The organism is Mycolicibacter icosiumassiliensis (assembly GCF_900078685.2).
GTDB lineage: Bacteria > Actinomycetota > Actinomycetes > Mycobacteriales > Mycobacteriaceae > Mycobacterium > Mycobacterium icosiumassiliensis.
Genome location: NZ_LT546166.1, coordinates 1,383,058 through 1,395,780, shown reverse-complemented (window position 1 = coordinate 1,395,780; position 12,723 = coordinate 1,383,058). Strand labels below are relative to the sequence as shown.

General features: G+C 69.2%; 12 protein-coding genes. 6 read left to right on the top strand and 6 right to left on the bottom strand.

Annotation, left to right across the window (positions count from 1 at the left end):
* Nucleotides 1-357 precede the first annotated feature (357 nt).
* Complete coding sequence (locus tag BN4346_RS30485; protein WP_235653572.1) at nucleotides 358-1,038, top strand: response regulator transcription factor; 681 nt, start codon at nucleotides 358-360, stop codon at nucleotides 1,036-1,038.
* Nucleotides 1,035-2,372 carry a sensor histidine kinase gene (locus BN4346_RS30480; RefSeq protein ID WP_067970215.1) on the top strand — a complete coding sequence of 446 codons (1,338 nt, stop codon included), beginning with the start codon at nucleotides 1,035-1,037 and terminating at the stop codon, nucleotides 2,370-2,372. Before BN4346_RS30485 ends, BN4346_RS30480 begins: the two co-directional genes overlap by 4 nt.
* Nucleotides 2,373-2,393: 21 nt before the next feature.
* Here BN4346_RS30480 and BN4346_RS30475 read toward each other — a convergent pair whose 3' ends face one another.
* A complete protein-coding gene (locus tag BN4346_RS30475; RefSeq protein WP_067970213.1) occupies nucleotides 2,394-3,263 on the bottom strand; it encodes a MaoC/PaaZ C-terminal domain-containing protein in 870 nt (289 codons plus the stop codon).
* Nucleotides 3,264-3,350: 87 nt separating this feature from the next.
* Between BN4346_RS30475 and BN4346_RS30470 the strand changes: the two genes are divergently transcribed.
* From BN4346_RS30470 to BN4346_RS30460, 3 genes are read left to right on the top strand one after another with little or no spacing between them, the layout of a single operon-like run.
* On the top strand, nucleotides 3,351-4,067 hold the full coding sequence (locus BN4346_RS30470; RefSeq protein WP_067970211.1) for a histidine phosphatase family protein: 717 nt from the start codon (nucleotides 3,351-3,353) through the stop codon (nucleotides 4,065-4,067).
* A 56-nt stretch (nucleotides 4,068-4,123) separates the two neighbouring features.
* The gene (locus BN4346_RS30465; RefSeq protein WP_067970338.1) at nucleotides 4,124-6,175 is read left to right on the top strand and encodes an SDR family oxidoreductase; all 2,052 of its coding nucleotides are present in this window, start codon (nucleotides 4,124-4,126) and stop codon (nucleotides 6,173-6,175) included.
* A 10-nt stretch (nucleotides 6,176-6,185) separates the two neighbouring features.
* Nucleotides 6,186-7,163, top strand: coding sequence for a nucleoside hydrolase (locus tag BN4346_RS30460; protein ID WP_067970207.1), 978 nt, complete (start codon nucleotides 6,186-6,188; stop codon nucleotides 7,161-7,163).
* 7 nt (nucleotides 7,164-7,170) lie between these two features.
* On the opposite strand, the gene BN4346_RS30455 is transcribed toward BN4346_RS30460, so the two are convergent.
* The 5 genes from BN4346_RS30455 to guaA form a co-directional block, all read right to left on the bottom strand.
* Nucleotides 7,171-8,766, bottom strand: a complete 1,596-nt coding sequence (locus tag BN4346_RS30455; RefSeq protein WP_067970205.1) for a DNA polymerase Y family protein — start codon at nucleotides 8,764-8,766, stop codon at nucleotides 7,171-7,173.
* Nucleotides 8,767-8,777: 11 nt separating this feature from the next.
* Nucleotides 8,778-9,368, bottom strand: coding sequence for a hypothetical protein (locus BN4346_RS30450; RefSeq protein ID WP_067970202.1), 591 nt, complete (start codon nucleotides 9,366-9,368; stop codon nucleotides 8,778-8,780).
* A 166-nt stretch (nucleotides 9,369-9,534) separates the two neighbouring features.
* Complete coding sequence (locus tag BN4346_RS30445) at nucleotides 9,535-9,975, bottom strand: type II toxin-antitoxin system VapC family toxin (protein ID WP_067970200.1); 441 nt, start codon at nucleotides 9,973-9,975, stop codon at nucleotides 9,535-9,537.
* Between the two features lie 3 nt (nucleotides 9,976-9,978).
* Complete coding sequence (locus BN4346_RS30440) at nucleotides 9,979-10,188, bottom strand: hypothetical protein (protein ID WP_067970197.1); 210 nt, start codon at nucleotides 10,186-10,188, stop codon at nucleotides 9,979-9,981.
* A gap of 143 nt (nucleotides 10,189-10,331) precedes the next feature.
* Nucleotides 10,332-11,948, bottom strand: coding sequence for a glutamine-hydrolyzing GMP synthase (gene guaA, locus BN4346_RS30435; RefSeq protein WP_407695067.1), 1,617 nt, complete (start codon nucleotides 11,946-11,948; stop codon nucleotides 10,332-10,334).
* On the opposite strand from guaA, the gene BN4346_RS30430 reads away from it, so the two are divergent.
* A complete protein-coding gene (locus tag BN4346_RS30430; protein WP_067970192.1) occupies nucleotides 11,947-12,723 on the top strand; it encodes a beta-phosphoglucomutase family hydrolase in 777 nt (258 codons plus the stop codon). The genes guaA and BN4346_RS30430 overlap by 2 nt on opposite strands.

Below are 12,723 nucleotides of genomic sequence, written 5' to 3'. Positions count from 1 at the left end.
GGGCCAACCGGCCAGGGCCACCCACGCTCAGCAGCCCGGGACAGCTCGCGGCCACAAGGCCACCGATGATCAGGCCGCCGACACCGGCGACGACCGGGGCGAACCACGGGCGATTGGTCACCCGCCGCGCCGGCTTGTCGGGAATGGGTGTCAGGCCAGGGCTCGGGGTAGGGCTAGGGGCTTCGAGGTCTTCCGATTCAGTCATGGTGTCCTCCGTGCGTCGTGCACCGCTGAAGTACCAAGGTTTGTCCTGGCCCTATCCACGTTGCTACGCAATGCTGAAACCCAGCTGAAAACATGGACCAGGACCCCGTTTGCTCAGCTCTGCTTCAGCGATCGGACGGTCACAATGGCAAGGTGCACAACAGCGCACCCAGGGTGCTGGTGGTTGAGGACTCCGACGCGATCCGCGAGACCGTGGTGGCGGCGCTCGCCGACGCCGGATTCGTCAGCGGCGGACGAGTCGACGGCCGCGGCCTGGAGGACGTGCTGCCGGCGTTCCGCCCGGACTTGGTGGTGCTCGACGTGATGCTGCCCGGCCGGGACGGGTTTGCCCTGATCGATGTGGTGCGCGGCTACGGTGACACCGGAATCATCCTGCTCACCGCCAAAGACGCACTCGAGGACCGGCTGCACGGGCTGGACACCGGTGCCGACGACTATGTGGTCAAGCCGTTCGAATTGGCAGAGCTGCTGTCTCGTGTCGCAGCGGTGCTGCGACGACGCGGGCGGGTGCCGTCTGCTATGCAGATCGGCGACTTAGTGGTCGACATGGAGGCCGGGGTGGTGAGCCGTGCGGGTGCCGTGATTCAGCTGACGGGAACCGAACTCAAGCTACTCGGCTACCTCGCCGAGCAGCGCGGCCGGACGGTGAGCAAGGATCGGATCCTGACGGCGGTCTGGGGTTACGACGCCTATGACGCCAACCTCGTCGAGGTTTACGTCAGCGGACTACGCCGCAAGCTGGAGGCCCACGGACCGCGGATGCTGCACACCGTCCGCGGTATCGGCTACCGGCTGGCGCCAGCCCGCCCATGAGCACACCCACGCCATCGCTGCGCCGGCGAGCGACTGTGGCCACGGTCGGCGTGATCGCAGCACTGTTGGTTGTGCTGGGCGTGGCCGGCGACCAGCTGGTCGGCGCACAACTCAACCGTGACCTGCGGACCAGGCTCGACGACACCGCCGTTCGTGCCGCAAATCTGGTCGACGCCGGGGTGAGTCCCGCCGCTCTCGTCGCCCAATTGCAGAGCCAAGACATCCGAGTACAGGTAGTCGCTCCGGATGGCACCGCCTACGGCGACCTAGCCCTCAGGCCCGCCCCTCCAATACCGCCACCGCCGCTGCCGGACGGTTCAACGCTCACCTTGGTGGCCGACACTTCGGGGATCAGCGCGCGCCATTCGGAGCTGCGGTACGACCTGCTCGTCGGCGGTGCGGTCGGGCTCGGGTTGGTCGCATTGCTCGTCGGCCTAGCCGCCGCCCGGGCGCTTGCCCCCTTGCAGCGAATGACCACGACGGCGCAGCTGATCGCCCACGGCGACCGGGGCCGTCGACTGCGCCCGGATCGGCCGCACACCGAGCTGGGGCAGGCCGCCACCGCGTTCGACAGCATGCTCGACGCTCTGGAGACCGCCGAGAGCGACGCACGCCAGGCTGCAGATACTGCGCAGCGAGCCGAGGCCAATACTCGCCGGTTCCTCTCCGACGCCGCACATGAGCTGCGCACCCCGATCGCCGGGATCCAGGCCCTGGCCCAGCAACTCGCCGCCGATACCGGAAACGCCGCTCGTAGGCGTCGATTCGCGACATTGCTGGCGGGCGAAACCCGCCGCGCCGCTCGGCTGGTCGCCGACCTGCTCGATATCGCGCGCATCGACGCCGGGGCGGCTCTGCGCTGCGAAGACGTCGACGTGGTCGAGATCGCGGCCGCCGAAGTCGACCGGGCCGCCATGCTGGCACCCAATCTGACCGTGCGCCTCAGCGGGGACGGTCGGGCACTGCCGGTTCATGCCGACCCGCAACGCATCGCGCAGATCCTGACCAACCTGCTGGACAACGCCTGTCGGCACACCCCGCAGGGCGGGGAGATCACTGTGCACACCGGCCGCCCCGAACACAACGCCGACATAACCGTCACCGATACCGGCCCGGGGATCCCGGACTCCGAGCGCGAGCGGGTGTTCGACCGGCTAGTCCGCCTCGACAACGCCCGTAACCGCGACTCCGGGGGCGCCGGCCTAGGCCTGCCGATCGCCAGGGCACTGGCACAGGCGCATCACGGCAGCCTTGAGTGTCTGCCAAGGCAAGCCGGTGCGGCGTTCCGGCTCAGTCTGCCGTTGGCCCCCGGGGAGGGCCAGCAGGATGGCTAAGCCGTTGAGCTAAAAGAAGTCTCAGTCCTGGTATTCCACCGCGCCGTCGTCGAGCACCACCCGCGGGTCGGCGCCGTCGGGACCGGCCGCCTCGGTGCGAAACACCGCCTTTCCCGGCTCGGTCCGCCAGATCGAGGTGGTCAGTGTCTCCCCCGGGAACACCGGGTCGGTGAACCGTGCCGAGATGGCGCTGACCCGGCTGGCGTCGCCGCCGCCGAGTTCGGCGACCAGCGCACGGCCGGCGAAACCGTAGGTGCACAGCCCGTGCAGGATCGGCTTGGGGAAGCCGGCCAATGTGGTGGCGAACCACGGGTCACTGTGCAGCGGGTTGCGGTCTCCGGAGAGCCGATACAGCAACGCTTGGTCCTCCCGGGTCACATACTCGACGCGGGAATCCGGTTCGGAGTCGGGGATCTGGGGCGCGACCGCCCGTTGCCCGGGCTCCCCGCCGAAGCCGCCGGCCTTGCGGATGACCAGGGTGGTCAGCGTCTCGACGACCGGTTCGGAAGTCTTGGCATCGGTGCCGCGCGCCCGCAGCATCACGATGGCGTTCTTGCCTTCGCCCTTGTCCTGGATGTCGGCCACCTCGGCCACCACCTGCAGGCTTCCGGCGGGCGGTAGCGGCTTGAACAGTCGCACCTCTTGGGAGCCGTGCAGCAGCAGCGCCGGGTTGAAGGTGCCGATCTTGCCGACGGCCGCAAAGCCCATGCAGCAGATGACGGCGTAGGTGGGCAACACCTGCTGCGGGGTGTCATGACTGTTCTCGGTGGTGAACGCCAAATCAGCTGTTCCGGCGCCGACCCCGAGCGCATAGAGCATGGTGTCGCGCTCGGTCCATGCGAACAGCATCGGGTCGGCGGTCGCGCCAATGGCCGTCGGGTCCAGTGCCACGGATTCTCCTTCACCTCGGACGAATTGGCCCCCACCATTTCAGCAGAACCGGTCCCGTCGACGCCATCCACACGGCAGGCTGTCGACATGGGGAAGCGCATCTGGAACCGCACCGGCACCCTGTTCGCACTGTTGGCGGCGACGCTGGCCGCAGTCCTGGTGCTGAGCGGCTGTTCGGGGACACCGCACCCGCGCAACATCACCCTGACGCTGATTCGGCACGCCGAATCGGAAAGCAACGCCGCCGGGATCGTCGACACCTCGGTGCCCGGCCCGGGGCTGACCGACGAGGGCCGCGTTCAAGCCCAGGAGATCGCAAACCAGCTCTCGCGCAACCACTACGACGGCGTGTACGCCTCCTCAATGCTGCGCGCCCAGCAGACCGCCGCCCCGCTGGCGCGCGAACTCGGCCGTCAGGTGCAGGTCCTGCCCGGCCTGCGGGAGATCAGCGCCGGCTGGTTCGGCGACAAGCCCGTGTCGATGGCCGATGCGGCGTATCTGCTGGCCCCGCTGGCCTGGATTCACGGTGAGCGGACCGCGGCCATCCCCGGCTCGATCGACGGCAACCAGTTCAACGACGAGTTCGGCGCCGCGGTCCAGCAGATCTACGACTCCGGCGACGCCAACCCGGTGGCGTTCGCGCACGGGGCGTCGATCATGACCTGGACGCTGATGAACGTCAAGAATCCCCGCGACGAGCTGTTGATGGATCACCCGCTGCCCAACCTCGGCAAAGTGGTGATCACCGGCAATCCGGCCACCGGCTGGAAACTGGTGGACTGGGACGGAATTCGCGCGTTCTGACCTCACGGGGCTAACTCACAGTTGACGTGGCCGCCGGGACCGGCCACCATGGCCGCATGCGTTATGTCGTTACCGGCGGTACCGGGTTTATTGGACGGCGAGCGGTGTCGCGTCTGCTGGCGACCAGGCCGGAGGCGCAGGTGTGGGTGCTGGTGCGCCGCGCCTCGCTGGGCCGCTTCGAAGCTCTCGCCTCACACGACGGTCAGGCCTGGGGCGAACGGGTCAAACCGCTGGTCGGCGACCTGACAGCGGAGAATCTCGGGCTGAACGACACGGTGATCGCCGAACTCGGTGACATCGACCACGTGCTGCACTGTGCGGCCATCTACGACATCACCGCCGGCGCGGCCGAACAGCAGGCCGCCAATGTCGAGGGCACTCGCGCGGTGATCGGGCTGGCGAAGCGGCTCGACGCTACCTTGTCGCACGTGTCGTCGATCGCGGTGGCCGGCGACCACCACGGTGAGTTCACCGAAGACGACTTCGACATCGGCCAGGAGCTGCCGACCCCATATCACCAGACCAAGTTCGAGGCCGAAGCGCTGGTGCGCTCGGCACCGGGACTGCGCTACCGGGTGTACCGCCCGGCGGTGGTGGTGGGCGATTCCCGCACCGGCGAGATGGACAAGGTCGACGGGCCGTACTACTTCTTTCCGCTGCTGGCCAAGCTGGCGGCACTGCCCCGGCTCACCCCGATGGCGGTGCCCCACACCGGACGCACCAACGTCGTTCCGGTCGACTACGTCGTCGATGCGCTGGTCGAGTTGATGCACGCCGACGGGTGCCCCTCCTGGGATGGGCGCACCTTCCACCTGACCGCACCGCGATCCATCGGGCTGCCCGACATCTACCGGGCCGTCGCGCGCGAGGCCGGGCTTCCGCCGCTGCGCGCCACGCTGCCCGGCGCCGTGGCGGCCCCGGTGCTCAACGTCGGTGGGCGCGCCCGGGTGTGGCGCAACATGATCGCCACCCAGCTGGGACTGCCCGCCGAAGTGCTCGACCTGGTGAACCTGCGGCCGACATTCGTCGCCGACGCCACCCGCGCCGCGCTGGCCGAGCGCGTCCAGCTTCCCGAGTTCGCCGACTACGCGCCGGGGCTGTGGCGGTATTGGGCGCAGCATCTGGATCCCGACCGCGCCCGCCGCGACGATCCGGCCGGCCCCCTAGTCGGTCGGCACGTCATCATCACCGGGGCGTCCAGCGGAATCGGCCGGGCCTCGGCGATCGCCGTGGCCGAGCGCGGCGGCACGGTCTTCGCGCTGGCCCGCAGCGGCTCGGCACTCGACGATCTGGTGGCCGAGATACGGGCCGGTGGCGGACAGGCATACGCATTCGGTTGCGACATCACCGATTCGGCGTCGGTGGAGCACACCGTCAAGGACATCCTGGGCCGGTTCGGGCACGTCGACTACCTGGTGAATAACGCCGGCCGGTCGATCCGCCGCTCGGTGGTCAACTCCACCGACCGGTTCCACGACTACGAACGAGTGATGGCGGTCAACTACTTCGGCGCGGTGCGCATGACGCTGGCGCTGTTGCCGCACTGGCGCGAGCGCCGGTTCGGGCACGTGGTCAACGTCTCCAGCGCCGGGGTGCAGGCCCGCAATCCCAAATACAGCGCATACCTACCCAGCAAGGCGGCACTGGACGCGTTCGCCGACGTGGTCTCCACCGAGACGCTGTCGGACCACATCACCTTCACCAACATCCATATGCCGCTGGTGGCCACTCCGATGATCACACCGTCGCGCAAGCTCAACCCGGTTCGGGCGATCAGCGCCGAGCATGCGGCGGCCATGGTGGTACGCGGGCTGGTCGAGAAGCCGGCCCGCATCGACACCCCGACCGGCACCCTGGCCGAAACCGGCAACTACTTCACGCCCCGGCTGTCGCGCCGGATCCTGCACCAGCTCTATCTGGGCTACCCGGACTCGGCCGCCGCGCGCGGTGTGGTGACCCCTGAAGCCGCGGCAGCTGTTGCGCCCGTTGCGAAGCGACCCGCCCGGCGTCACCCCAAGCGGCCAGCGCGGGCGATCCCCCGAGTACGGGTGCGGGTGCCCCGCCCGATCAAGCGGGCGGCGCGGCTGGTTCCGGGCGTGTACTGGTGAACGTGCGCTCGTGACGCTGCCCGTCTTCGCCGACTTCGATACCGGCGTCGACGACGCGGTCGCGCTGGTGTACCTGCTGGCGAACCTGGATGCCGAACTTGTCGGGATCGCCGCAACTGGCGGAAACGTTGTGGTGCAGCAGGTCTGCCGCAACAATCTGGCCCTGTTGGAGTTGTGCGGGGCGACCGGAGTCCCGGTTTCCAAAGGCGCCGACACGCCGCTGAACGGCCCGGCCCACACTGCGGAGAACATCCACGGGCCGCAGGGGCTGGGGTATGCCGAGTTGCCTTCCGGCACTGGCCTGCTCACCGGTTACAGTGCCGCCGCAGCCTGGGTCGCCGCCGCGCGGGCCCACCCGGGGCAGCTGATCGGTCTGGTTACCGGACCGCTGACCAACCTGGCATTGGCGCTGCGGACTGAGCCTGCGCTGCCCACCCTGCTGCACCGACTGGTGATCATGGGCGGCGCGTTCTCCGGCGAACGGTCCGGCTGGGCCGAGTTCAACATCGGATTCGATCCGGAGGCGGCTGCTGAGGTGTTCACGACGTGGGGTGCGGTTGCGCCGCAACAACTCCCCATCGTGTGTGGTCTGGATCTGACCCGCAGCATCGCGATCACGCCGGCGGTCCTGGCACGGCTGTCGGCGCCGGCAGACAACCCGGTGGTCCAGATGCTCAATGATGCGCTGCGGTTCTACTTCGAGGCACACCAGGCGCGGGGCCACGGCTACCTGGCGTATCTGCACGATCCGCTGGCCGCGGCAGTCGCACTGGAACCCACGCTGGTGACGACCCGCCCGGCTGCGTTACGAATCGAGCTTGCGCCCGGCGATACGCGCGGGCGGACGATCCCCGACTGGGATGCCGCACAGCCCAACGCGCTGATCGGGGTGGGCGTCGACCCGGCGGTGTTCTTCGACCGGTTCGTGCAGCGGGTCAGCGCATTCGCCGGCTCTCTACCACCACCTCCCCCTTCAAGGGGCCGCTGACCCGGGTTTACTCGTACACCCCCTCCAGATACCACCGCCGCAGCCGGTAACACAGCAGCAGCGCCTGCCCGGGCGCTGCACTTCCCGGTGCGTCCTCCAGCAGTGCCTGAACCCGGGCAGTGCGCCCTGCTCCCGGCCCCTCCCGCTGCGGGTCCCACCACCGCTCGTCGACCGGCCAGGGGCCGGCCCACCAGCGCAGCCGGTCGTCGCGGCCCCTAGCAACCAGCCACGCCGGGTCGGCGGTGAAGAATCCCCGGCCCGTCGCCCGGATCGGATTACGTTCGGCGTCAAGCAGTTCCACCGGGTCGTCGAGCAGTACCGCCGGCGACGGCTCGGGGAGCCGGCCGGGCCACGGCTGGCGCGGGTCGGCCAGCGGCACTGGCTCATCCCCCAGCGGGGTCAAGGTGATGCGCTCCGCGGGGCCGCGCCCGCCGGAGAGCACCGGCACCCGCACCGCTTCGGGGCCGAGCAGGCCCTGCACCCGCACCAGAGCGCGGCGGGCACGCAACCGGTCCTCCTCCCCGAGGCCGCCCCAGAGCGGTAACTGCAGCGCCTCGGTCGCCGACAGCACCTCCACGGGCTGCAGTCGCAGCAGCGTCACCGGACCGGTAGGCCGGTCCCGTGCGACGCGGCTGTTCAGCCAGCCGTCCAGTTGCCAGCGCACCCGATCGGCGGTGGCGTCCTCGGTCAACGGCTCGGCGCACCGCCACACCCGGGTCAGCTCTTCCCCGGTGTCGGTGACGGCGTGGATGGCCAGCCGGGTGCAGCCGACCCCGGCAGCCATCAGCGTCCGGTGCAGCACCCCGGCCAGCGAACGGCCGGCGAACGCCGCGGCGTCGACCCGGTCGAGCGGCGGATCGCAGTGCAACACGGCCTCGAGATCCGGTGTGGGCTCTCGCCCGGACGGCCCGCGTTCCGGTTCGGCGCGGGCGAACCGATGCGCGATGAGCGCGTCGGGACCGAACCGCGAGGTGACATCCGGACGGGGCAACGCGGCGAACTGTCCGATAGTCCGAATACCCAAGCGCCACAACAGGTCGACCAGACCGTCGCGCCCGGGACCGGACAGGCTGGGTTCGGCGGCCAGCTGCCGGATCGACAGCGCCGACAGGAATCGGGCGCCTCCCCCGGGCGGTACCACGGCGCCGGCACGTGCGGCGAGCACCGCGGTGGAGAGCCCGTCGGCGATCCCGACCTGGCATTCGACATCGGTCGCGGCCACGGCATCGACGAGACGTTCGGCGGCGTGCTCCTCGGAGCCGAATGCCCGCACCGCACCGCGCACCGACACCACCAACAGCCCGGGCCGCAACACCTCGGCGGCCGGCATCAGTTCGTCGACCGCAGCCAGGACCGGCTCGAACAGTCGGGCATCGCGATCGGTGTCGGCAGCCACCACATGCAGTGCCGGACAGCGGGCCGCCGCTTCTCGGCGCCGCAGCCCACGTCGCACCCCCGCCGCCCGGGCACCCGCCGAGCAGGCGATCACCCGGTTGGCCAGGGTGACCGCAATCGGCGCGGTGGCCGGTAGCCCCGCCGCGGCCGCCGCGGCGACCGCGGGCCAGTCCATGCACCAGAGCGCCAGCACTCGAGAGTCGGCCATGAGAAGAGTCGCTACCCGGCTCTGGTTCGCCCGGCCGCGCGTCCGGCGGCCCGCACCTCGAGCCGGACCGCGCCGATCCGCCCGAACCCGGAGATGGCGCCGCAGCCCGGCATCTTGTCGCCTACGGTCTCGTAGCCGCTCACCCGGGCGTCCAGCTGCAGCGCCGCACCCTGCCAGGTGCCGCCGGAGACCAGCAGGGCGCAACCCCGGTGGCGGGCGCGGGCCAGCACCACCCGGGTGCGCGCCGGCGGCACCGATCGGCCGCCCAGTCCGAGCACCACCAGATCCATGCCGTCCATCAGCACCGTGGCCACCTCTACCGGGTCGTTGCCGGGGTCGGGGATCACCGCGAGCCGGCTCAGGTCGGCGCCCATCTCGGATGAACACTGGGCCGGGCGGTGCGGGCACCGACGGCAATGCCGCCAGCACTGTTGTGCCAGCAGCGGCGGGACCGGCAGCACCGCCTCGGATACTGCAGCAACCGGGGCGCCCCGGCCCACTTTTCCGGCCACCGCAGCCATCTGGCGACGCAGCTGTTTCAGCTGTTCAGCACGGTTTTCCGGGATGCCATGACGCTGCTCCAAGCCCACCGCTACCGTCATGGCCGCCCTCCAAAATATTCGAACTCATGTTCGATTAACCCGAGTGAACACTCCCCCACTGACAAACGTCAAGCCGGCTTCTCCGCTGGCGCATCAACGACCCCGCGCGTCACATCCGCACCGCGGTTCGGGGGTATGGACCTTTCCGAAATGGCTAGCGCATGCGCTATCTCCGGAGCGCGAGTCTTTCGGGAAGGAGCGTGAGAGTGTGAACGTGGCGCGGGCGTACGACCGTGAAGTGACGTCGATCAAGCGTCGCAAGCTCTGCGACGCCGAGCCGTTCGCACAACGCCAAAACAGTAGCGTCAGTCGTCCCCAACGGCAGATCTTCGTAGATCAGTACCAGCTCAGCAGCACGCCGATAATCCTCGTCAATGACATCAACCGGATGAAACACGTTGTCCGCTAGAGATTTCAAAAACTGGGCCTCGATCCGCGGGCCGCCCTCACGTCCCAGCAGATATCCCACTTCAGCTACGACCGGGCCCGGCACCAGGATGCGCCGTCGCGCGCGGTGCAATGCCGTAAACAGCTCAACGCACGCCGAATGATGCGCGTCATCGCTGATCGCTGCTGCCACCAACGGACCGGTGTCACAGACGATCACCGTTCAGCTACCGAAGCCTTCAGCCAAAATCTCGTCGACGCGCTCCGAAGTGTCCGAGCGCCCGGCAGTGATCGATCCGAACCACACCGGCGGCCATTGCTCCGTCGCCTCCGGCTCGCTCGCCATCCGCCGCAGCTCATGCAGCGCAACCGGAACTTGATCGTCCGGCAGTTGTTCGACCAGCTGATGCAGCTCGTCGCGTGCGATGGTCACCTGGTCATCGTACGCGGCAGGCTGATAATTGGGGCCCCTCCCGACTGGTGATATCGCCGGCGCAATCCAATTCGAACTCAACACACCCCAGCTCCGCGGGTGCGCAAGTGGCAGTTGTTACAACGCGGGCCCAGGGCCCGAAATCACTCCCACTCGATGGTGCCGGGCGGCTTGCTGGTCACGTCCAGCACGACGCGGTTGACCTCGGGCACCTCATTGGTGATCCGGGTTGAGATGCGCTCCAGCACCTCGTAGGGCACCCGAGTCCAGTCGGCGGTCATGGCGTCCTCACTGGACACCGGCCGCAGCACGATCGGATGGCCGTAGGTGCGGCCGTCGCCCTGCACACCCACCGACCGGACATCGGCCAGCAGCACCACCGGGCACTGCCAGATCTGGTGGTCCAACGCGGCGGCGGTCAACTCCTCGCGGGCGATCGCGTCGGCCTGCCGCAGCGTGGCCAGCCGCTCGGCGGTGACCTCGCCGACGATCCGGATGCCCAGCCCGGGCCCCGGGAAGGGTTGGCGGGCAACGATCTCCTCCGGCAGTCCCAACTCGCGCCCGACCGCGCGCACCTCGTCTTTGAACAGCAGCCGCAGCGGCTCAACGAGACTGAACTTCAGGTCGTCGGGCAGCCCGCCGACGTTGTGGTGGCTCTTGATGTTCGCGGTGCCGGTACCCCCACCGGATTCCACCACATCCGGATACAGCGTGCCCTGCACCAGGAACTCGACGCCGTCTTCAGAAGCGCCGTGGTCTCCCAAGGTGTCTCGCACCGCACCCTCGAAGGCCCGGATGAACTGGCGCCCGATGATCTTTCGTTTGCCCTCGGGATCGGACACCCCCGACAGCGCGTCGAGGAAGACGGCTTCGGCATCTACAGTGACCAGCTTCGCGCCCGTGGCGGAGACGAAGTCGTTCTGCACCTGCTCGCGCTCCCCGGCGCGCAACAGCCCATGGTCGACGAACACACACGTCAGCCGGTCACCGATGGCGCGCTGCACCAGCGCCGCGGCCACCGCGGAGTCCACCCCGCCGGACAGTCCGCAGATGGCATGGCCGTCGCCGATCTGTTGGCGCACCTGCTCGATCAGCGCGTCGGCGATGTTGGCGGGCGTCCAGGACGCATCGATGCCGGCGAACTCGTGCAGGAACCGGCTGAGCACCCGCTGCCCGTAGGGGGTGTGGAGCACCTCCGGGTGGTACTGCACCCCGGCCAGCCGGCGGGCGCGGTTCTCGAACGCGGCGACCGGGGCACCCGCGGTGCCGGCCACCACGGTGAACCCGTCCGGCGCGGCGGTCACCGCGTCGCCGTGGCTCATCCAGACCGGCTGGGTGCCCGGCAAACCCGAGTGAAGTTCTCCACCGGTGACCGTCAGTTCGGTGCGGCCGTACTCACTGGTGCCGGTGTGCTCGACGGTGCCGCCGAGCGCGGCCGCCATGGCTTGAAAGCCGTAGCAGATGCCGAACACCGGAAGGTCGAGGTCGAACAGTGCCGGATCGAGCTGGGGGGCACCCTCGGCGTAGACGCTGGCCGGCCCGCCGGACAGCACGATCGCCAGCGGATCGCGGGCTTTGATCTCTTCGACGGTCGCGGTGTGCGGGATGACCTCGGAGAACACCCGCGCCTCGCGAACCCGGCGGGCGATCAATTGGGCGTACTGCGCGCCGAAGTCGATGACCAACACGGGGCGCGAAGATGGTGACGACACGCAAAGAGTGTAGTGGCGGCAAAAGTTAGCCTGAGCAACGGCGGGCATGGTGAAGTGGAGGCACGCCGCATCGGAAGAAGGAGGACATGTGCTGGGTCTGCCCGAAACGGTGCGCGCCTGCCTGTTCGACCTCGACGGTGTGCTCACCGATACCGCCAGCGTGCATACCCGCGCCTGGAAGGCCATGTTCGACGCCTACCTGTCTGCCCGCGCCGAACGCACCGGTGAGCCGTTCGTGCCCTTCGATCCCGAAGGTGACTATCGGCGCTTCGTCGACGGCCGCAAACGCGACGACGGGGTGCGCGCGTTTCTGGCCAGCCGCGGCATCACACTGCCCGACGGCGCCGATGACGACCCACCCGACGCCGAGACCGTGCACGGTCTGGGCAACCGCAAGAACGAGGCGTTTCGGGTGACGCTGCAGACCGACGGGGTGGAGGTGTTCGAGGGCTCCCGGCGCTACCTGGCCGCGGTCACCGATGCCGGCCTGGCCACCGCGGTGGTGTCGGCCAGCGCCAACGCCGGCGAAGTCCTGGCGCTCACCGGTCTGGAGAAGTTCATCGGTGAGCGGGTCGACGGCGTGACGCTGCGCACCGAACACATCGCGGGCAAGCCCGCACCGGACTCGTTCCTGCGGGCGGCGCAGCTGCTCGGGGTCGCCCCCGCTGCGGCTGCGGTGTTCGAGGACGCACTGTCGGGGGTGGCAGCCGGTCGCGCCGGCGGGTTCGGCTTCGTGGTGGGCGTCGACCGGGTGGGCCAGCGCGATGACCTACTGAGCCACGGTGCCGACGTCGTCGTCACCGATCTAGAAGAACTGTTGTGA